This is a genomic window from Paraburkholderia sp. BR10936 (assembly GCF_040965735.1).
Classification (GTDB): Bacteria; Pseudomonadota; Gammaproteobacteria; order Burkholderiales; family Burkholderiaceae; genus Paraburkholderia; species Paraburkholderia nodosa_A.
Genome location: NZ_JBFRCM010000005.1, coordinates 68,756 through 87,293, shown reverse-complemented (window position 1 = coordinate 87,293; position 18,538 = coordinate 68,756). Strand labels below are relative to the sequence as shown.

21 protein-coding genes and 1 pseudogene are annotated in these 18,538 nt (G+C 63.9%); 10 read left to right on the top strand and 12 right to left on the bottom strand.

The features are described 5' to 3' along the window. Position 1: 1 nt before the first annotated feature. On the bottom strand, positions 2–457 hold the full coding sequence (locus tag AB4Y36_RS12650) for a (2Fe-2S)-binding protein (protein ID WP_368683119.1): 456 nt from the start codon (positions 455–457) through the stop codon (positions 2–4). Between the two features lie 282 nt (positions 458–739). On the opposite strand from AB4Y36_RS12650, the gene AB4Y36_RS12645 reads away from it, so the two are divergent. The 4 genes from AB4Y36_RS12645 to AB4Y36_RS12630 all read left to right on the top strand — a co-directional run bounded on the left by AB4Y36_RS12645 (position 740) and on the right by AB4Y36_RS12630 (position 4,244). Beyond that, positions 740–1,312 carry a TetR/AcrR family transcriptional regulator gene (locus tag AB4Y36_RS12645; protein WP_069263191.1) on the top strand — a complete coding sequence of 191 codons (573 nt, stop codon included), beginning with the start codon at positions 740–742 and terminating at the stop codon, positions 1,310–1,312. A 76-nt stretch (positions 1,313–1,388) separates the two neighbouring features. Beyond that, positions 1,389–2,270, top strand: a complete 882-nt coding sequence (locus AB4Y36_RS12640; RefSeq protein ID WP_368683118.1) for an NAD(P)H-binding protein — start codon at positions 1,389–1,391, stop codon at positions 2,268–2,270. A gap of 45 nt (positions 2,271–2,315) precedes the next feature. Next, complete coding sequence (locus AB4Y36_RS12635) at positions 2,316–3,032, top strand: SDR family oxidoreductase (protein WP_368683117.1); 717 nt, start codon at positions 2,316–2,318, stop codon at positions 3,030–3,032. A gap of 375 nt (positions 3,033–3,407) precedes the next feature. Next, complete coding sequence (locus tag AB4Y36_RS12630; protein WP_069263561.1) at positions 3,408–4,244, top strand: hypothetical protein; 837 nt, start codon at positions 3,408–3,410, stop codon at positions 4,242–4,244. Positions 4,245–4,291: 47 nt separating this feature from the next. Here the strand turns inward: AB4Y36_RS12630 and AB4Y36_RS12625 are convergent, their stop codons facing one another. Then, complete coding sequence (locus AB4Y36_RS12625; protein ID WP_083245191.1) at positions 4,292–4,810, bottom strand: SET domain-containing protein; 519 nt, start codon at positions 4,808–4,810, stop codon at positions 4,292–4,294. Positions 4,811–5,056: 246 nt separating this feature from the next. Between AB4Y36_RS12625 and AB4Y36_RS12620 the strand changes: the two genes are divergently transcribed. Further along, positions 5,057–5,512, top strand: a complete 456-nt coding sequence (locus AB4Y36_RS12620) for a MarR family winged helix-turn-helix transcriptional regulator (protein ID WP_069263201.1) — start codon at positions 5,057–5,059, stop codon at positions 5,510–5,512. 255 nt (positions 5,513–5,767) lie between these two features. On the opposite strand, the gene AB4Y36_RS12615 is transcribed toward AB4Y36_RS12620, so the two are convergent. The 7 genes from AB4Y36_RS12615 to AB4Y36_RS12585 all read right to left on the bottom strand — a co-directional run bounded on the left by AB4Y36_RS12615 (position 5,768) and on the right by AB4Y36_RS12585 (position 10,494). Next, positions 5,768–6,181 (bottom strand): VOC family protein, encoded by a 414-nt coding sequence (locus tag AB4Y36_RS12615; RefSeq protein WP_342948654.1) that lies wholly within the window; start codon positions 6,179–6,181, stop codon positions 5,768–5,770. A gap of 27 nt (positions 6,182–6,208) precedes the next feature. Further along, on the bottom strand, positions 6,209–6,742 hold the full coding sequence (locus tag AB4Y36_RS12610; protein WP_368602678.1) for a helix-turn-helix transcriptional regulator: 534 nt from the start codon (positions 6,740–6,742) through the stop codon (positions 6,209–6,211). Positions 6,743–6,840: 98 nt separating this feature from the next. Next, positions 6,841–7,206 (bottom strand): hypothetical protein, encoded by a 366-nt coding sequence (locus tag AB4Y36_RS12605; RefSeq protein WP_069263210.1) that lies wholly within the window; start codon positions 7,204–7,206, stop codon positions 6,841–6,843. A gap of 266 nt (positions 7,207–7,472) precedes the next feature. After that, positions 7,473–8,240 carry an ABC transporter ATP-binding protein gene (locus AB4Y36_RS12600; protein WP_342948656.1) on the bottom strand — a complete coding sequence of 256 codons (768 nt, stop codon included), beginning with the start codon at positions 8,238–8,240 and terminating at the stop codon, positions 7,473–7,475. A 30-nt stretch (positions 8,241–8,270) separates the two neighbouring features. Continuing rightward, positions 8,271–8,984 (bottom strand): ABC transporter permease, encoded by a 714-nt coding sequence (locus AB4Y36_RS12595; protein WP_133183127.1) that lies wholly within the window; start codon positions 8,982–8,984, stop codon positions 8,271–8,273. Continuing rightward, the gene (locus AB4Y36_RS12590) at positions 8,981–9,670 is read right to left on the bottom strand and encodes an ABC transporter permease (RefSeq protein WP_254315089.1); all 690 of its coding nucleotides are present in this window, start codon (positions 9,668–9,670) and stop codon (positions 8,981–8,983) included. The genes AB4Y36_RS12595 and AB4Y36_RS12590 overlap by 4 nt, the downstream gene beginning before the upstream one ends. A 65-nt stretch (positions 9,671–9,735) precedes the next feature. After that, a complete protein-coding gene (locus AB4Y36_RS12585) occupies positions 9,736–10,494 on the bottom strand; it encodes an ABC transporter substrate-binding protein (protein ID WP_069263218.1) in 759 nt (252 codons plus the stop codon). 266 nt (positions 10,495–10,760) lie between these two features. On the opposite strand from AB4Y36_RS12585, the gene hutH reads away from it, so the two are divergent. Together hutH and hutU are read left to right on the top strand one after the other, a co-directional pair. After that, the gene (hutH, locus tag AB4Y36_RS12580; RefSeq protein WP_368602675.1) at positions 10,761–12,317 is read left to right on the top strand and encodes a histidine ammonia-lyase; all 1,557 of its coding nucleotides are present in this window, start codon (positions 10,761–10,763) and stop codon (positions 12,315–12,317) included. Positions 12,318–12,355: 38 nt separating this feature from the next. Then, positions 12,356–14,044, top strand: coding sequence for a urocanate hydratase (hutU, locus tag AB4Y36_RS12575; RefSeq protein WP_342946305.1), 1,689 nt, complete (start codon positions 12,356–12,358; stop codon positions 14,042–14,044). Positions 14,045–14,097: 53 nt separating this feature from the next. On the opposite strand, the gene AB4Y36_RS12570 is transcribed toward hutU, so the two are convergent. Continuing rightward, the gene (locus AB4Y36_RS12570; protein ID WP_368683116.1) at positions 14,098–14,763 is read right to left on the bottom strand and encodes a helix-turn-helix domain-containing protein; all 666 of its coding nucleotides are present in this window, start codon (positions 14,761–14,763) and stop codon (positions 14,098–14,100) included. Positions 14,764–14,982: 219 nt separating this feature from the next. Between AB4Y36_RS12570 and AB4Y36_RS12565 the strand changes: the two are divergent. The 3 genes and pseudogenes from AB4Y36_RS12565 to AB4Y36_RS12555 form a co-directional block, all read left to right on the top strand. Then, positions 14,983–15,234: pseudogene (locus AB4Y36_RS12565) on the top strand (amidase); the annotation flags it as partial. A gap of 2 nt (positions 15,235–15,236) precedes the next feature. Next, entirely contained in the window at positions 15,237–15,590 is a 354-nt protein-coding gene (locus AB4Y36_RS12560) for a RidA family protein (protein WP_069263227.1), read from the top strand. A gap of 27 nt (positions 15,591–15,617) precedes the next feature. Then, complete coding sequence (locus tag AB4Y36_RS12555) at positions 15,618–16,850, top strand: NAD(P)/FAD-dependent oxidoreductase (RefSeq protein WP_368683115.1); 1,233 nt, start codon at positions 15,618–15,620, stop codon at positions 16,848–16,850. Positions 16,851–16,874: 24 nt separating this feature from the next. Here the strand turns inward: AB4Y36_RS12555 and AB4Y36_RS12550 are convergent, their stop codons facing one another. Further along, positions 16,875–17,648, bottom strand: coding sequence for a MipA/OmpV family protein (locus tag AB4Y36_RS12550; protein ID WP_368683341.1), 774 nt, complete (start codon positions 17,646–17,648; stop codon positions 16,875–16,877). Positions 17,649–17,662: 14 nt separating this feature from the next. Beyond that, positions 17,663–18,490, bottom strand: a complete 828-nt coding sequence (locus AB4Y36_RS12545) for an alpha/beta hydrolase (protein ID WP_368683340.1) — start codon at positions 18,488–18,490, stop codon at positions 17,663–17,665. Positions 18,491–18,538 lie beyond the last annotated feature (48 nt).

Genomic DNA, 18,538 nt, shown 5'->3' with positions numbered 1-18,538 from the left:
CTCAGGCCTCCTTCGCGGCTTGCTTGATGGCGGCGCGAATGCGCGCATAGGTGCCACAGCGGCAGATGTTGCCCGCCATGGCGGCGTCGATATCCGCGTCGCTCGGGTTCGGATTCGCGGCGATGAGCGCTGTCGCCGACATCACCTGCCCCGATTGACAGTAGCCGCACTGCACGACGTCGATCTCGCGCCAGGCCTTCTGCACCTTCTGTCCGGCGGGGGTGGCGCCGACCGCCTCGATGGTGGTGATCTTGCGGCCCGCAACGGCCGCGACGGGCAGCACGCACGAGCGCGCGGCCTCACCGTCGAGATGCACCGTGCATGCGCCGCACTGCGCAATACCGCAGCCGAACTTCGTGCCGGTGAGGCCGACGATGTCGCGCAGAACCCAGAGCAGCGGCATGTCGGGCGGCGCGTCGACCGTATGAGTTTCTCCGTTGATTGTCAACGTCGTCATGGAGGGGGCTCTCCGAGAGTGGGGATTTGTCGTACTTGATCGTGCAATCGAAGCGTCCGCGCGCTGGCTGTTTCGCCTCGGCTGCCTAATGAGCCAGCCAAAGCGATGGCCAGTGGGCGCGGCCTTTCGACAACCGCACGAGTGTAGCGCCGCCGTTAAATACGTGCAGAAAACGGTCCGTGTGGCTGCCCTGCGATGTTCGCGTCGTCAAAACGCGCCTTGACTTCCATTTAGATGATGACTACCATCTAAACAACATCGAAGCACGGAGCGCGGGTCATCATGAGGAAGTCGAAGGTAGAAACGGCGCAGACGCGGGAGCGCATCGTGGAAGTCGCCGCTGGGGCATTCAGGGCGAATGGCATCCATGCAACGGGACTCGCCGACGTGATGGCCGCCGCCGGACTTTCGCACGGCGGCTTTTACCGCCATTTCGAGTCGAAGGACCAACTGGTTGCCGAGGCGTGCGAAGTGGGGCTGGCCGGCATCGTCGAGAACCTCGTCGCCGCTGCGGATGGGGCCACGGGCGAGGACGCGTTCCGCGCTGTCGTGGACGCGTACATGTCCACCGGTCATCGCGACGCGCGAGCGAACGGTTGCCCGCTTGCCGGCATGGGCAGCGAGCTGGCGCGCGCGGACGACGCGACGCGCGCGGCGGCGTCGCGCGGGTTCGACGCGCTGGTGGACATGCTGGCGGCGCGCATGGCGACACCGGAGGAAGAGGCAGACCGCTCGCAGGCTGTTTTCGCACTCGCGGCCATGATCGGCGCGCTGACCATGGCGCGCATCATCCCCGATCCGGACGCTTCTGCGTCGCTGCTGGAAGACGTCAGGCAACACATCGAATCGATCTGAACGAAAGCTGTCGCCAGAGACTGGCGATTTTATTTGCTTACCTATGTGCATATGCACTTTCGGCGGAGAACTCATCATGCAACAGCGTAAATTTCTGATTACCGGCGCCACGGGCAAAACCGGCGTGCACGTGGTCAACAACCTGCTCGAAGCCGGACACGCGGTTCGCGCAATGGTCCGTGCGGAAGACGCGCGCAGTGCCTCGCTGCGCGCCGCCGGCGCCGAAGTCGTGGTGGGCGATCTGCTCGATCACGACGACCTGATTCGCGCCACCTCGGGCGTGACGGGCGCTTACCTGTGCTATCCCGTCAGTCCCGGGTTCATTCAGGGCACCGCGTATTTCGCGGACGCCGCGCGCCGCGCCGGACTCGAAGTCGTCGTGGAAATGTCGCAGATCTCCGCGCGCGAGAACGCGAAGAGCCACGCCGCGCGCGATCACTGGATCGCCGAGCGCGTGCTCGACTGGTCAGGGGTGCCGACCATTCATGTTCGCCCGACCTTCTTTTCCGAATGGCTGATTTTCCCGTGGGTGCGCGACACCATCGTCAACGAAGGACAGATCACGCTGCCTTACGGAGCGGGACGCCACGCGCCGATCGCCGCCGTTGATCAGGCGCGCTTCATCGCCACGGTGCTCGCGCAGCCGTCGGGCCATATTGGCAAGCGCTACGAGCTTTGCGGGCCGGTCGAACTCGACCACCATGGCATTGCCGACGAGATCGGCAAGGTCATCGACCGGAAGATCGTTTATCGCCCGGGCACGCTCGACGAATATCGCGCACATTTGCAGAAGTACGACCTTCCCGAGTTTGCGATCCAGCACTTCATCGAAGTCGCCGTCGATTACCAGAACGGCGTGTTCAAGGGTACCGACAGCATCATCGAGCAAGTGACTGGAAAAGCGCCGCAGACGGTCGAGACGTTCATTCGCGCCCACCGCGAGCGCTTCCAGGCCTGATTTCAAACTATCACCGTCCATGACTCATTCTTTTGGAGATTCGAAATGAAGATCAGGAATTCCGTTGTGTTTGTAACCGGCGCAAGCCGTGGTCTCGGTCTGGCTTTTGCACGCGAGGCGCTGGCCCGCGGGGCCGCGAAAGTCTACGCCGGGGTGCGCAATCCGGAAGGCTTTAGCGAACCCGGCATCATTCCGGTCAAGATCGACGTGACGGATCCAGCCTCCGTTACGGCGGCCGCCAAGATCGCCTCGGACGTGACCGTGCTCGTGAACAACGCGGGCATTGCGGAAATTCTCGCGTCGCCGCTTGCGGCAGAGGCGGAAGACCAGGCGCGGCGCATCTTCGAAACGAACTTTTATGGCGTCATTCGCACGACGCGCGCGTTCGAAGCCGTGCTGCCCAGCGATGGCAACGGTGGCGTAATTAACGTGCTCTCCGATGTTTCGTGGCGAGCCGTGCCGTTCCTCGCGCCGTATTCCGCTTCGAAGGCGGCGGCCTGGAGCTATACCAACAACATCCGTCTGCACTTCAGGGAACGCAAGATCGGCGTGGTTGGCGTGCATGTCGGCTTCGTGGATACCGATCTCACGAAGGATTTCGACGTGCCGAAAGCGAGTCCCGTCGATGTCGTTCGCCAGGCCTACGATGCGCTCGAAACGGGAGAGAGCGAAGTGCTCGCGGATGCGGGCAGCCGTGAACTGAAGCAATCGCTTTCGGCTGCGGTGCCGGGATATATCGACCCCGCGCTGCTGCAGGCATAGCGTGCCGTAGCAGGCCGCAAGGTGCCGGTGCTGCCGCACGCGCATGAAGACCGCGCGGCTCCGGCCCTCTATGTCGGCTGGACGTGGAGCGAAGTGCCGAGTGCGACAGGTTTCGAATCATCGTTTCGATCCACGGATGATTCGAACTGCGAAGGTTTGAATTCTTGTATCGGCAGTTAAGGCGAGCAGTTCCTCCGTTGCTTTCTCTGTGTGAGATTGCCCACACAACCCGCATTTACGGTCTTGAGCGTCGTGCCAAAACAGCTGATTGTTGAAGAGAGGGCTCCCGCCACGCGAATGTCACGAACAGGCTTTGAAGAGCAGCCGGCTGCGCAGTCTCTCATCTCTTTGAAGCGCAAGCACGCGGAGCCGCACATGTTCAACAGCACCGTACTCGAAGTCGGCATTGGTTTAGTGTTCTGCTATTTCGCGGTGAGCCTTGCCGTCAGCACCGTGACCGAGCTTTTTGCGTCGCTCTTGCAGTTGCGCGCGAAATGTCTGCTATCTGGCATCAAGCAGATCCTGAACGACCCGCAGTTCAACGGCATGGCGCGCGACCTCTACAACCACGCGCTCGTGAGCCCGCGCGACTCTGGGGACGCGACGAATGCGAGCGACCTGAAGTACAAGCCCTCTTATATTCCGTCGAATGACTTTGCCCTCGCGATGATCGATATCCTTCGGCGCGCGCCCGGTGCGGACCAGGACATCGGTCAGTCGATTGCCACCATACAGAACCAGCAGTTGAGGGAGGTATTGCAGGCGATGTACCGCCACGCCAACCAGGATGTCGGCCAGTTTTCGGACGCGCTCGGCAAGTGGTTCGACAACGGCATGGACAGGCTCTCCGGCACCTACAAGCGCTGGTCGCAGTTCATTTCATTTGCCGTGGCGCTCGTCATCGTGATCGCACTGAACATCGATACGGTGTTTCTGTTCAGGATTCTATGGTTGCATCCCTCGCTCGCGGGTGCGTTGCACGCAAACGCGTCTTCCGGCGCGGTTTCCCTGATGAACCAGTTGCCGATCGGCTGGCAAAGGGATGGTGCCTATGCAGACGGCGTGGCCTGGATGATCGTCGGCTGGCTGCTCACGGCGAGTGCAACGTTGTTCGGCGCGCCGTTCTGGTTCGACCTGCTGCAAAACGTGACGAACCTGCGCGGAACCGGACCGTCCACCGACGCCGCCGCACGCAAAACCGCTTCGAACTGAGGGACAGCCGGCTCAATCGCCCCTCGGCAAAGTCAGTTCCGCATCGCCTAAAACAGGCTGACTACGCTGACGATGCTGCTCACGCCGGTGTCGGCGACAACACCGGCGCTGACACCAACGCCAACACTGGCGCCGGCGAGCATCGTCCCGCGGCACACCGGCGCGCCGCAGCGGCAGGTGTATTCGCGCACGTTGTCTTCGCAGGCGTCGTCGGGCAATTCGAGCGCGTAGTCGATGAACAGCTCTTCGCCTGGCAGGATGTCGCGGCACGCGTCGATGAACACGTGGCCGTTGATTTCGATGGTTTCGCAGTTCGCCTGGCACGCGTGATTGAGCCAGCGCGCCCAGTTGCCGCCCTGGCCGCCGTCGATTACGCGGCCATCGGAAAGGCCGAAGAGAAACGTATGCGCGCCGTCTTCACGCAGACGATAACGCCGGGCCGCGCTACGCCAGCTCATGATCTTGCCTTTGTATTCGAAGATGCGCTCGCCGGCCCGCAGGGGACGCAACGCATAGACGCCTTTTCCGTGCACCGGCGACTGCCGGACAGTCATTCGTTTGCTCATGGCCATCTTCGCGCGTTGAACGCGTGCAGTATAAGCGGCTACGATGAATGCGAGTGATGAAAATGGATATGGCCATCGACGCTGCGTATTGCGTCTTCGCACACTGCATGCACCGTATTGAAGCGGACGGCGCCCACTCTTCGCTCCTGACAAGTGTGCGCCCCACAGTTGACCTCGCGGGCAGGATCAGGGCAACATACCCGGGTTTCTTTCGCGGGTTTGCGGATCCAATTCTCGAGTGGGCATATGGCAAGCACGAATGAGCCAGGCGCAGACGCCTCGCTGACCTATCGGCTGAAGGCATTGACCAAGATCGCCGACCGCATGAGCAGTGAGATGTCGCGCGACAAGCTGGGTGTGCCGTATCCGGAGGCAAGCATCATCGCCGCGATCGGCACGTTCGGTCCGCAAACTGTGATGGATATCTCGCGGCGCGCCAACCTCGACAAGAGTCAGGCGAGCCGCACGGTGGAGGCCATGCTCTCGAAGGAGATCCTCGCGCGCACGGGCAACGACAAGGATGGGCGCAGCGTCATCATTTCGCTCACCGCCGAAGGCCGCAAGATCTTCAAGAAGATCGGCCCGACCCTGGACAAGCGCGACAGCGACCTTTACCACGGGCTGAACGAGGCCGAGCGCGTTGCGCTGCGCTTCCTGCTCGACAAGATCCTCGCGTCACACGGCTGGGACGCCACGCCCTGACCGCCTCCTGATCCGTGCATGATTTTCCGGTACGCGATCAGTCATTGAATTGTCATCAAATTGCCACCGCGAAGTGCAGTGCCGCCTGGTGGTGCGCCAGGCGTTAACGCTCAGTGGCACCCAAGCATAAAAGAATGGCAATGAATCGAAAAGCGCTTCAATGGATTCATGAGCATTGGCGAAACGTATCTGGACCGGGTGGGCGATCGCGCGCGCGTGCGAGTCATCGCCTTCGAAGCCGCGCATGCCTGGCCGCTATGACTGCTTCGGCGCCTGGATCATCTTCCAGCCGTTGCCGGCGGGATCGCGGAAACCCGCGTCGACGCTGCCGTAGCGGTCGACCGGCTCCTGGGTGAATTCCACGCCCAGGCCCTTCAGGCGCTCGTAACTCGCGCGGCAGTCGGCCACGGCGAGTACGAGGGGCGGCATGGCGCCCTTGGCGACCATGGCGCGCAGCGTTTGCGCGGTGGCCTCGTCGTGAACGGGCGGCCCGGGCAGGAAAAGCCCGAGCTGGAAGGACGACTGCTCCGGGTGCTGGACCGTGAGCCAGCGGTACGCGCCATTGCGCACGTCGGTATGCACACGGAATCCGAGTTTGTCGACGTAGAACTTGAGTGCCGCGTCCTGGTCGTCGACGTATAGGCCCACCACATTGATACCCTGATTCATAACACCTCCCTGGTTAGTGACCGCACTTCAGGGCCGCACTTTAGCGTTGCCCGCACGCCGCCGCTTCTCCAAAACTGCTGTCGTGAGGTCGGGGCGCTGTGCGGCTTTCAGCACGCAGGCAGGCACGCGGTCGATCCCGGGCAGGCTGGCCCGCGCCTGAACGCGCACGGCGCTGGGGCTCGAGCCGGTCACGTCGCGGAACGTGCGGCCAAAGGTGCCCAAACTCTCCCAGCCGGTGGCGAAGGCGATATCCGTGATGTCGAGATCGGTGTCGCGCAGCAGGGTGGTGGCCTGCTCGATGCGCCGCGTGAGAAGGTAGCGATGCGGCGGGAGGCCGAAGGCGCGCTTGAAGGAACGCGCGAAATGCGCTTCGGATACGCCGCTGACCTCGGCCAGGCGCTTGACGGGCCAGGCCTCGTGAGAGGCGGCGTCCATGCGGTCCTTCGCGCGCAATAGACGGCGCAGGAGTGCCGGGTCGAGCAGGGGCTCGGCGTCGGGCGGTTCAGGATGCGCATGGGTGAGCGTGGGCGCATCGGCGTGCAGAGCTGCGCTAGCTGGCATGCACTCGTCTGGAGTGGGCGGCATGCCGGTAGTTTAGGCCCAACGGCGATCGATGGCCGACGATTGGCTTTCGATTGGTTGGGCCTGCCAGGCGTCGCTCACTGCGAGTCGACGAACTGGATGATCTCGCCGTTGTCGCGCTTGAGATACAGGTCGGCGCCTTTCATGCGCACTTCGTTGCACGAATACGGCATCTTGCTGCCTTTGCTGCAGATCTTGCCGTCCTCGGCTTTCCAGTCGCCGTGATCGGCAAAGCCCTTGCTCGACTTGAAGTCGTAGTCGCCGTTGTTGCCGTACTGCACATGCCACGTGCTGCCGTCGGCGATCTTGATGTCGAACGCCTTGCCCGAGAGGCGTTGCTGGATGTCGGCCGCGCTGGGGCTCGCGGAACCGTCCGGGAATGCCGCCGAGTCCGCAAAAGCCGTAGCGGGAACGATGAGCAGGAGGGCAAGCAGCTTTTTCATGGGGGGTCTCCTGAAAAGCCGGATTACTGCCTTGCTTCGACACGATGGAGCGGCGCGCTCGCCCGGAGGATAGCCCGATGCCAGGCGCGGAGTCGGGCGTTGTGCGTCGTTCGCGTGCACGTTTTCACTATAGCGCTGCGCGATTTCGCCAATGTGGCCTGGCGCACACAAGGCGTGTAACCGGGGCTGCACGTCGATGCCCGCGCATCGTTGCGCATGCCCCCGAGGTGCGTTGGCGGGCCGTGAAACGACTGCCCGCCACGACCTTACTTCAACCGTCCCGCGAGGAACTGCTGGAGCCGCTCGCTGCGCGGCGCATTGAGCACTTCCTTGGGGTCGCCTTGCTCTTCGATCTTACCCTTGTGCAGAAACACGACGTGATTCGACACGTTGCGCGCGAAGCCCATTTCGTGCGTGACGACGATCATGGTGCGGCCTTCCTCCGCGAGCTTCTGCATGACCTTGAGCACTTCGCCCACGAGTTCGGGGTCGAGCGCGGAGGTGGGCTCGTCGAACAGCATCACTTCGGGCTCCATCGCCAGCGCGCGGGCGATCGCCACGCGTTGCTGCTGGCCGCCGGAAAGGTGCGAGGGGTACTTGTGCTCGACACCCGCGGCCAGCCCCACCTTGTCGAGGTACTTGCGCGCGCGGGCCTCGGCATCGCTGCGGGAGAGGCCAAGCACGCTGACCGGCGCCTCGATGATGTTCTCGAGCACAGTCATGTGCGCCCAGAGATTGAAGTGCTGAAAGACCATCGAAAGGCGCGTACGCATTTTTTGAAGCTGCTTCGGATCGCTCACGCGCAGCGCGCCGCCACGGTCGGCGCTCGTGCGGATCTCCTCGCCGTTGAGCGTGATGCGTCCCGAGCAGGGCGATTCGAGAAAGTTAATGCAACGCAGGAACGTGCTCTTTCCCGAACCGCTCGATCCGATCAGGCTGATCACGTCGCCAGCCTTTGCCTTGAGCGATACGCCCTTCAAAACCTCGTTCTCGCCGAACTTCTTGTGCAGGTCGTCGACTATCAGCTTGTACATACTCGGTTCACTCCATCGGGACTGAAATTCTTAATGGCCTTGCGGCTTCAAATAGGCCAGCACACGTGTTTCGAGGCGGCGGAAACCCCAGATCAGGGCGAAGACGATGGACGCATAGAGCGCCGCCGCGATGCCGTACGCCTGGAACGTCATATAGGTGGCGGAATTCGCATCGCGCGCCACTTTCAGGATGTCGGGCACGGTCGCGGTGAACGCCAGCGTCGTCGCGTGCAGCATGAGGATCACCTCGTTGCTGTACGAAGGCAGCGCGCGTCGAAATGCCGAAGGCAGGATGATGCGCGTGTAGATCTTGGTCTTCGACATGCCGTACGCCTGGGCCGCTTCGATCTCGCCATACGCGGTCTCGCGAATCGCGCCCGCGAAAATCTCGGTGGCGTAGGCGCACTCGTTCAATGCAAAGGCCAGCAGCGTGCAATTCATGGCACTGCGAAAGAAGTCGCCAAGGACCGGATTGGCCTGCACGAAATGCAGGCTGTAGAGGCCGGTGTAGAAGAGCAGCAACTGCACATAGAGCGGGGTGCCGCGGAACACGTACGTGTAGACCCAGACCGGCCGCGAAAGCCACGGGTTGCGCGACGCGCGCGCAATGGCGAGCGGCACGGCAAGCAGGAAGCCCGCCACGATCGAGACGACCAGCAGCCAGAGCGTGATGGCGAGGCCGCTCGTGTTGAAGCCGTCGCTGTACAGATAGTTGGGCCAGTATTGACGAAGCAGTTCGATCACAGCGCTGCCCTCCGCACACCGGTCGAATAGCGCTTTTCGAGGCGGTGCAATGCCAGGTTGGAAACCGTCGTGATGGCGAGATAAATCGCGCCGGTCACAAGCGTGAAGAAGAAGAACGCCTGGGTGGCCTTGCCCGCGTCCTGCGCGGCCTTCACCACATCGGCGAGACCGATGATCGACACGAGCGCCGTGGCCTTCACGAGCACCTGCCAGTTGTTGCCGATGCCCGGCAGCGCAAAACGCATCATCTGCGGGAACAGGATGCGCGTGAACACGCGTGTGGAACTCATGCCGTAGGCGAAACCGGCTTCGATCTGCCCGCGCGGCACGGCGAGAAACGCGCCGCGGAAGGTCTCCGTGAAATACGCGCCGTAAATGAAGCCGAGCGTGATGACGCCGGCCACGAACGGGTCGATGTCGATCTGGTCCATGCCCATCATGTCGGTTACGTCGTTGAGCCAGATCTGGATGCTGTAGAACAGCAGCAGCATGAGCACGAGATCGGGCACCGCGCGAATCAGCGTGGTGTACGCCGTGCCGATGCGCGAGAGCATGCGGTTGGGCGAGAGCTTCGCGGCAGCGCCCGCAAGCCCGAGCAGAAACGCGGCGCCGAGCGAGAGCACCGCGAGCTTGATGGTTTCCCACGTGCCCGCAAGGAGCAGCGGGCCGAAGCCTTGAAAGACCATGGAAGGATGTCCTTGTTCAGGGGAGCAGCGCTCCCCCTGGTTGTTGCAGATGAAGACGGCGGCGCTTAACCGCCGTACACGTCGAAGTCGAAATACTTCGACTCGATCTTCTTGTACGTGCCGTCCTTGATCATGTCGGCGATCGTCTTGTCGATCTTCGCCTTGAGGTCGGCATCTTCCTTGCGCAGGCCAATCGCGGCGGCGCCTGTGGGGATTTCCGTGCCCGCGAACGCAAAGCCCGCGCCGCGCGGCGTCTTCAGGAAGCCGAGATTGGCCTGCACTTCGTCTTGCAGCGCGGCGTCGAGGCGCCCCGACTGCAGATCCAGATAGACCTGGTCCTGGTTCTGGTAGGGAATCACGTTGACGCCCTTGGGCGCCCAGTTCTGCTTCGCGTAGGTCTCCTGAATCGAGCCCTGCTCGACACCCACCGTCTTGCCTTGCAGCGAAGCGATGGTCGGCTGCAGCGGCGAGCCCTGCTTCGCGACGAGGCGCGTCGGCGTGTTGAAGAGCTTGGCCGAGAAGGCGATCTGCTGCTCGCGCTGGGGGGTGATCGTGAGCGCGGAGAGCGCGCCGTCGAACTTCCTGGCCTTGAGGCCTGGGATCATGCCGTCGAAATCCTCCTCGACCCACACGCACCTGGCGTTCAGGCGCCGGCAGATTTCGTTGCCGAGGTCGATGTCGAAACCGACCAGCTTGCCATCGGTCGCCTTCGACTCGAACGGCGCGTAGCTCGCGTCGGTGCCGAAGCGGATCGTGGACCAGTCTTTCGCATACGCGCCACCGGCGGCAAGGGCGAGGGCGACACAGAAGGCAAGTTTCTTCATGAAGTCTCCGATAGGAATGGTTGGCGTGTGCCCGGTCATGGACTGGAGGTCCGGCCCGGCAAGTTGTCTATACAATTATCGATGTGGCGAAGAGACCGGCAATCGGTGTTATCACCTGGGGATTTCACTGTGCTGCAATCGAAAGACGGCGTAATTCAGGCGTCAGAAAGCCGGAATTCGGGTATACGTGGAGCGGATTGAACTTGTATAGACAAGTTCGTTTCGGTAATCTGATTCCACCTTGTCCAGACAACTTTGACACCGCAATGAACCTCAAACTCACTCCCGGCAATCTGACCCTGTCCCAACTGCGCCAGATCGCGCGTGCCGATGAAAACGGCGGCGTGAAGCTCGAACTCGATCCGGCCAGCTTCGCGGCCATCGACGCAGGCGCACGTGCCGTTGCCGAGATCACGGCGAAGGGCGAGCCCGCCTACGGCATCAACACGGGCTTCGGGCGTCTGGCGAGTACGCACATTCCGCGTGAGCAGCTCGAACTCCTGCAGCGCAACCTGGTGCTCTCGCACGCCGTGGGCGTGGGCGAGCCGATGTCGCGTCCGGTCGTGCGCCTCTTGATGGCGCTGAAGCTGTCGAGCCTGGGCCGCGGCCATTCGGGCATCCGCCGCGAAGTGATGGACACGCTCATCACGCTGTTCAATGCCGACGTGCTGCCCGTGATTCCGGTGAAGGGTTCCGTGGGCGCCTCCGGCGACCTCGCGCCGCTCGCGCATATGTCCTGCGTGCTGCTGGGTGTCGGCGACGTGTTCGCGAAGGGCGAGCGCATGAGCGCGGTCGAGGGCCTGCGTCTCGTCGGCCTCAAGCCGCTCGCGCTGCAGGCCAAGGAAGGTCTCGCGCTGCTCAACGGCACGCAGGCTTCGGCCGCGCTTGCGATCTACAACATGTTCGCGATCGAGGACCTGTACCGCACGGCGCTCGTCTCGGGCGCGCTCTGCGTGGACGCGGCGGCAGGTTCGGTGAAGCCGTTCGACGCGCGCATTCACGAACTGCGCGGCCATCGCGGCCAGATCGAGGCGGCCGCGGCCTATCGCACGCTGCTCGAAGGCTCGGCGATCAACCTCTCGCACCGCGACTGCGGCAAGGTCCAGGACCCGTACTCGCTGCGCTGCCAGCCGCAGGTGATGGGCGCGTGTCTCGACCAGATGCGCCACGCAGCGCAGGTGCTGCTCATCGAAGCGAACGCGGTGTCGGACAATCCGCTGATCTTCCCGGAAACGAACGAAGTGCTTTCGGGCGGCAACTTCCACGCGGAACCGGTGGCCTTCGCCGCCGACAATCTCGCGCTGGCCGCAGCCGAAATCGGCGCGCTGGCCGAGCGCCGCATCGCGCTGCTCATCGACGCCACGCTCTCGGGCCTGCCGCCTTTCCTCGTGAAGGACGGCGGGGTGAATTCGGGCTTCATGATCGCGCACGTCACGGCGGCTGCCCTGGCGTCGGAAAACAAGACGCTCGCGCATCCGGCTTCGGTCGATTCTCTGCCGACCTCGGCAAACCAGGAAGACCACGTGTCGATGGCGACGTTCGCCGCGCGCAAGCTCGCCGACATCGCCGACAATACGGCCAACATCCTCGCGATCGAACTGCTCGCCGCGGCCCAGGGCGTGGACCTGCGCGCGCCGCACCACACGAGCCCGGCGCTTGCGCATGTGATGCAGTCGGTGCGCGCCGAGGTGCCGCATTACGACCTCGACCGTTACTTCGCGCCGGACATCGCCGCGATGACGAAGCTCGTGCAGAACGGTGCGATCGCCAGGCACAGCCCGCTGGCATTCGAGTCCGAGCAACAAGCGCTAGAAGCCAAATAAAAACAGTCATCCTGAATAACATCCGAGACGAAGACGTTATGAACCAACCGAACTTCACCGACCCGCGCCTCGACCCGACCCGCACGATCCGCGCGCCGCGCGGCAGCGAGAAGGTCTGCAAGACCTGGCTGGCGGAAGCCGCCTACCGGATGCTCCAGAATAATCTGGACCCCGAAGTCGCCGAGCATCCGCATGCGCTCGTGGTGTACGGCGGCATCGGCCGCGCGGCGCGCAACTGGGAGTGTTTCGACCAGATCCTCGCGTCGCTCAAGGACCTGAACGAGGACGAGACGCTGCTGATCCAGTCGGGCAAGCCCGTGGGCGTGTTCCGCACCCATGCCGACGCCCCGCGCGTGCTGCTCGCGAACTCGAACCTCGTGCCGCACTGGGCCACGTGGGAGCATTTCCATGAACTGGACCGCAAGGGCCTGATGATGTACGGCCAGATGACCGCGGGCAGCTGGATCTACATCGGCTCGCAGGGCATCGTGCAGGGCACCTACGAAACGTTCTATTCGGTCGCGAACCAGCACTTCAACGGCGACCCGAAGGGCCGCTGGATTCTCACGGGCGGCCTCGGCGGCATGGGCGGCGCGCAGCCGCTCGCGGCGACGATGGCGGGCTTCTCGATGATCGCGGTGGAATGCGACGAGACGCGCATCGACTTCCGCCTGAAGACGCGCTACGTGGACCGCAAGGCGAAGACCATCGACGAGGCGCTGGCCATCGTCGAGGAAGCGAAGCGCACGGGCAAGCCGGTTTCGGTGGGCCTGCTCGGCAATGCCGCCGATGTCTTCGCCGAGTTCGTGAAGCGCGGCATCACGCCCGACTGCGTGACCGACCAGACGAGCGCGCACGACCCGATCAACGGCTACCTGCCGCAGGGCTGGACCGTGGAGCAGTGGCGTGAAGCGCAGAAGGTCGCGCCGGAAAGCATCGTGAAGGTCGCGAAGGAATCGATGGCCCACCAGGTGCGCGCGATGCTCACGCTGCAGGAGCGCGGCGCGGCCACGCTCGACTACGGCAACAACATCCGCCAGATGGCGCTCGAAATGGGCGTGGACAACGCGTTCGATTTCCCGGGCTTCGTGCCGGCGTACATCCGTCCGCTGTTCTGCGAGGGCAAGGGCCCGTTCCGCTGGGTGGCGCTTTCGGGCGATCCTGAGGATATCTACAAGACGGACGCCAAGGTCAAGGAGCTGATCCCCGACGATCCGCACCTGCACAACTGGCTCGACATGGCGCGTGAGCGCATCGCGTTCCAGGGCTTGCCCGCGCGTATCTGCTGGGTGGGCGTGAAGGATCGCTATCGTCTCGGCCAGGCGTTCAACGAGATGGTCAAGAACGGCGAGCTGAAGGCGCCGGTCGTGATCGGCCGCGACCACCTCGACACCGGCTCGGTGGCGAGCCCGAACCGCGAAACGGAATCGATGAAGGACGGCTCGGACGCGGTGAGCGACTGGCCGCTGCTCAATGCGCTGCTGAACACGGCGGGCGGCGCGTCGTGGGTGTCGCTGCACCACGGCGGCGGCGTGGGCATGGGCTTTTCGCAGCACTCGGGGGTGGTGATCGTGGCGGACGGCACGCAGGCGGCGCACGAGCGTCTGGGCCGCGTGCTGCTCAACGATCCGGCCACGGGCGTGATGCGCCACGCGGATGCCGGCTACGAACTCGCGCAGCAGACCGCGCGCGAGGCAGGCCTCAAGCTGCCGATGCTCGGCCGATGAGCAATGTGACGCCGCCGTTCAAACGCGGCGGCGTCACACTTGCGAGTGCTCGCTCAGAGCGTTTCGGGCAGCCGGTTTGATTCGTTGTCGACGCAACAGACTAGCACTTCGGCATCCCCGGCACCCGTGCTGAGATACACGTGCCCCACGGCGCTGTCGAAGTAGAGGCTGTCGCCGGGCGACAGCCTGAAGACGGTGCCGTTTTCAAAATGCAGTTCCAGCTCACCGCGCAGCAGGAACAGAAACTCCTCGCCGCTGTGACGGATGTAATCGGGAAACGCGTCCATCGTGCGGGCGTGGATGCGTCCGCGCATCGGCACCATGCGCTTGCCGGTGAGGTCGTTGGCGATCATGCCGTACTCGTAGTTCGGCGTGTCGTAGATCATCTGCTTGCCCGCGCGCGTGAGCGACGGCTTCATCGGGCCGGCCGCCTTGCGCTTCCTGCGCCCGAAAATCGTGTCGAAGTCCACGTTCAGCGCGTGCGCGAGCGCCGCGAACTTGTCATAGGTGAGCGCAATGTCGCCGCGCTCGGCCTTCGAAATCGTCGAGACGGCGATACCCGACAACTCCGATAGCTGCATCAACGTCAAGTCGCGCGCCTTGCGCGCCTCGCGCAGACGCGTGCCGACGGCCGCGTGGTCGATTTCTGTTGCCGCCTGTCCGGATGCTTTCCCGGTTGCGTGCTCAGTTGCGTGATTTCGTGCTGCGCTCTTTGCCATGGAAGGGACGGTTCCCGGTTACGGGTTTTGTCGTATACGAGAAATAATTTTTTCTCGTATATGATAACTCGCATCTCGACTCCCCTTTGAAGGAGCAGCGTCGTGGCCTCAATCGCACTGGGAAAAACGGGTCTTTCGAAGGGCCAGGTCATTGCCGCGACGACGCTGGGCACGGCGCTCGAGTACTACGACTTCACGGTCTACAACTTTTTCGCGATCCTGCCGTGCGGCGTCGATCATGCGGGCATGCCGTTCGGACTCCAGATCGTGGGCCCGTTCCGCGGCGACATGAAGACGCTCGCGGTCTCGCAGGCGCTGGAGACGGCGTTTTCAGCGTATCCTCATCTGCGTCGCCCGCGTCCCGATCTCGCGCGCCTGACGCGAGCCAATCCGGCACTGACGCCCATTGTCACGGCGCCTCCCGTTTACAACCCGGCCGGTAGCGACGCTGCCGGTCTTTCGGCGGTATGAACATGAGCAACGACATCCAAAGACTGCAAACCAACGCACGCATGAGCCAGGTGGTGATCGCCAATGGCGTGGTGTATCTCTCGGGCCAGGTGCCCGATACCGCGGGCGCGCCGATCGACGTTCAGGCAACCGAAATCCTCACGCGTATCGACAAGCTGCTCGCATCGGCGGGCGTGGACAAAACGCGCGTGCTGACCGCGAACGTGTGGCTGAGCGACCCGAAGCATTTCGACGCATTCAATGCCGTATGGGACGCCTGGGTTGCGCAAGGGCACGCGCCCACGCGCGCCTGCGTGCAGGCCTTGCTGATGCGACCGGGCCTCGATGTCGAAGTGGCCGTCACCGCACTCGCCTGAGTGCCTTCGAGCCAGGAACTTTACGTGATGAATTTCGATTCGGTCGTGCTTGGCGGCGGTATCGTCGGCGTCTCGGTGGCATTGCAATTGCAGCGGCGCGGCCTCTCGGTCGCGCTCGTTGACCGCAGGGCGCCAGGCAATGAAACATCGCACGGCAACGCGGGATTGATCCAGCGCGAGGGCGTCTACCCCTATGCATTTCCGCGCGAGCTTTCCACGCTGCTGCGCTACGCGCGCAACCGCTCGACGGACGTGCGCTATCACCCGGGGGCGATGCCGAAGTTGCTGCCGTTTCTCTATCGCTACTGGCACCATTCGCGCGCCGACCGGCACGCCGAGATCGCGCGCGCGTATGCCACGCTCATCGAGCATTGCGTGATCGAGCATCGCGCGCTGATCGAGGAGGCGGGCGCACAGGCACTGTTGCGCACCAACGGCTGGATGAAGGTGTTTCGCAGCGCGGCCGCCATGGACGCCACGGTGGCCGAGGCGCAGCGCTGGCAGCGCGAGTACGGCGTGGGCCACGAGGCGCTGGATAGCGTGGCGCTGCGCGCCGCCGAGCCCGCGCTCAGCCACACGCTGGTGGGCGGCGTGCGCTACACCGATTCCGATTCGGTTAGCGATCCGAATGGAGTGGTGACGGCCTACGCGAAGCTATTCGAACAGCTAGGCGGCCGCGTGATGATTGGCGACGCCGCGACGCTCGAACCGTCGTGGCGTGTGATGACACAGGATGGCCCCGTGCTGGCGAAGTCGGCGGTCATCGCCATGGGGCCGTGGTCGGGCGATCTCACGGCGCGGCTGGGCTACGCGTTGCCGCTCGCCGTGAAACGCGGCTATCACATGCATTACGCGCTCACGAACGGAGCGAAGCTGAACCAGCCGGTGCTCGACGCCGAAGCGGGTTTCCTGATCACGCCCATGGTGCGCGGCACGCGCCTCACGACCGGCGTCGAACTCGGCTTTCGCGATTCGCCCAGGACGCCGGTTCAACTCGAAGCCGTGGAGCCGCTCGCGCGCGATATCTTCCCGCTCGGCGCGCGGCTCGATGCCGAGCCGTGGCTGGGCCGCCGCCCCTGCACGCCCGACATGATGCCGATCATCGGGCCCGCGCCGAAGCACGACGACCTCTGGTTCGCGTTCGGCCACGCGCACCACGGCCTCACGCTCGGCCCGGTCACGGGGCGCCTGATCGCGGAAATGATGACGGGCGCGCCGACGGTGGTGGACCCGCGGCCCTTCCGCGCCGAGCGGTTCTGACGCGGCACGCACCGGCGCACGTGTTTAGAACCGGTAGTTGAGCCCCGCGAACGCCGTGATCTCGCGGCGGCTCTCGGTGATCGGGCTGTCGGCGGCATAATGCTGAAGGCGTCCGAACGTCGCGTTCACCGAACCGACCCAGTGCTTCGAGAAGTCGTGCGTCATGTAGAACGTCATGTGCAGATCGCGAATGCCCGCGCCCGGCGAATAGGCCGGCAAGCCGGATGCCGCACTCTCATCCGGCGTCACACCGAACAGCGTGCGCGTGTAGACGCCGTTGGCCCACGTGAGCCCCGGTCCCACCGAGAACAGCCAACCCGTTAGCGGCAGCGACACATAGAGGTCCGCCGTTGCCGTCGTACCTTGCCCGTGGCCGCTGATGTCCTGGTACATCGCAACCGCGCCCGTGAACGCCCACGCCGTATAATCGGCGAAGAGGCGCAGCTTGGGGCCGTCATCGACATTGCTCAAGCCGTGCAGATGCGGGTCGTCCGACACGGTGCGCGACTGGAAGTCGAAGCTCAGCGAAGCGCCCACATGGTAGTTCTCCGCGGAAATCACGTTCACGCCCAGCACGTCCGGCCCCTGCGAGAAGAAGCGGTCGCGGTACGAGATATCGAGCGATGGGAACGGATAGAACTTCATGTGGCGCGCGCCCGGATACTCGGGCGCGAAATAGGCGCCCGGACCGATCGAGATTTTCCACGGCGAGTCGGTTGTTGCGGTACTGGACGTATCGGTATCGGCCCACGCGTGCGAGGCCAGGGTCAGCGCGGCGACGCACGCCAGCCCTTTCATTGCTACGGATTGCTTCACGTATTTTTCCTTCCCACTGCCGCCAGTTGGCGCAGACGCCGGGCGAGCGCCTTGGAGACGACCGGCGCGTCTTTCGCGCCGCGCGCGACTTCGCTCTCGCGCAGGAACAGGGCCGTTTCGCGCGCAACGATCTCGCGTTCGTTGTCCGAGGTGATCATGTGATACGAATCGTCGAGCCACAGCGTGCGCAGGAAGTTCGAGCCGATGCGGTCGATCACGTGGCGTGGATTGCGCGGGCTCGACGTTTCGTCGTCGATCGCGTGGATCACGAGCGCGTCGTTCTCGATCGCGGGGACATCCTTGCGCGCCGCGCGCGCGAGGCGCAGCGCCTGATGCAGCGCGGGCAACGCGATCGTCGAGGGGCCGACCTCGCTGAAGTCGCTGCGCTGCATGGCGCGCGCGATCTTCTTGCGCAGCGCTTCGTTACGCACGCCGAACGGTTCGGCCTCGCGATAGCGGTAGCGGTGGCGCAGCGGCGTGAAGTATGCCCAGTCGAGCAGGAAGCGATACCACGGGATTGCCCAGCCGTCGTAGGCGAGCGTGAGCGAGAGCAGGACCAGCGACTGGGCTGCGGGGCGCTTGCGAATCAGACGCAGCGCAAGCGCGCCGCCGATCGACAGCCCGCAGATCGAGACGCGCTCGTAGCGCGCCGCCAGGGCGTCGAACTCGCGCGCGGCGTTTTCGACCCATTGTTCCATCGGCAGCTGGTCGGTGCCGGCGCTATAACCGTCGATGACGGGGGCGCATACCGTGAACCCTTCGCCCTGCAGATAGCGCGCAAGGTAGCGCAGCTCGATCGGCGAGCTGGAGAGTCCATGAAGCATGAGCACGGCGTGGCCGTCGCCTTCGCAGAAAAAGCGCGTGGATTGCAC

Bases quoted from the DNA above. Each gene is read 5' to 3' on its own strand.
- AB4Y36_RS12650 (WP_368683119.1), bottom strand. From the start codon at position 457: ATGACGACGTTGACAATCAACGGAGAAACTCATACGGTCGACGCGCCG.
- AB4Y36_RS12645 (WP_069263191.1), top strand. From the start codon at position 740: ATGAGGAAGTCGAAGGTAGAAACGGCGCAGACGCGGGAGCGCATCGTG.
- AB4Y36_RS12640 (WP_368683118.1), top strand. From the start codon at position 1,389: ATGCAACAGCGTAAATTTCTGATTACCGGCGCCACGGGCAAAACCGGC.
- AB4Y36_RS12635 (WP_368683117.1), top strand. From the start codon at position 2,316: ATGAAGATCAGGAATTCCGTTGTGTTTGTAACCGGCGCAAGCCGTGGT.
- AB4Y36_RS12630 (WP_069263561.1), top strand. From the start codon at position 3,408: ATGTTCAACAGCACCGTACTCGAAGTCGGCATTGGTTTAGTGTTCTGC.
- AB4Y36_RS12625 (WP_083245191.1), bottom strand. From the start codon at position 4,810: ATGAGCAAACGAATGACTGTCCGGCAGTCGCCGGTGCACGGAAAAGGC.
- AB4Y36_RS12620 (WP_069263201.1), top strand. From the start codon at position 5,057: ATGGCAAGCACGAATGAGCCAGGCGCAGACGCCTCGCTGACCTATCGG.
- AB4Y36_RS12615 (WP_342948654.1), bottom strand. From the start codon at position 6,181: ATGAATCAGGGTATCAATGTGGTGGGCCTATACGTCGACGACCAGGAC.
- AB4Y36_RS12610 (WP_368602678.1), bottom strand. From the start codon at position 6,742: ATGCCAGCTAGCGCAGCTCTGCACGCCGATGCGCCCACGCTCACCCAT.
- AB4Y36_RS12605 (WP_069263210.1), bottom strand. From the start codon at position 7,206: ATGAAAAAGCTGCTTGCCCTCCTGCTCATCGTTCCCGCTACGGCTTTT.
- AB4Y36_RS12600 (WP_342948656.1), bottom strand. From the start codon at position 8,240: ATGTACAAGCTGATAGTCGACGACCTGCACAAGAAGTTCGGCGAGAAC.
- AB4Y36_RS12590 (WP_254315089.1), bottom strand. From the start codon at position 9,670: ATGGTCTTTCAAGGCTTCGGCCCGCTGCTCCTTGCGGGCACGTGGGAA.
- AB4Y36_RS12585 (WP_069263218.1), bottom strand. From the start codon at position 10,494: ATGAAGAAACTTGCCTTCTGTGTCGCCCTCGCCCTTGCCGCCGGTGGC.
- hutH (WP_368602675.1), top strand. From the start codon at position 10,761: ATGAACCTCAAACTCACTCCCGGCAATCTGACCCTGTCCCAACTGCGC.
- hutU (WP_342946305.1), top strand. From the start codon at position 12,356: ATGAACCAACCGAACTTCACCGACCCGCGCCTCGACCCGACCCGCACG.
- AB4Y36_RS12570 (WP_368683116.1), bottom strand. From the start codon at position 14,763: ATGGCAAAGAGCGCAGCACGAAATCACGCAACTGAGCACGCAACCGGG.
- AB4Y36_RS12560 (WP_069263227.1), top strand. From the start codon at position 15,237: ATGAGCAACGACATCCAAAGACTGCAAACCAACGCACGCATGAGCCAG.
- AB4Y36_RS12555 (WP_368683115.1), top strand. From the start codon at position 15,618: ATGAATTTCGATTCGGTCGTGCTTGGCGGCGGTATCGTCGGCGTCTCG.
- AB4Y36_RS12550 (WP_368683341.1), bottom strand. From the start codon at position 17,648: ATGAAAGGGCTGGCGTGCGTCGCCGCGCTGACCCTGGCCTCGCACGCG.
- AB4Y36_RS12545 (WP_368683340.1), bottom strand. From the start codon at position 18,490: ATGCTTCATGGACTCTCCAGCTCGCCGATCGAGCTGCGCTACCTTGCG.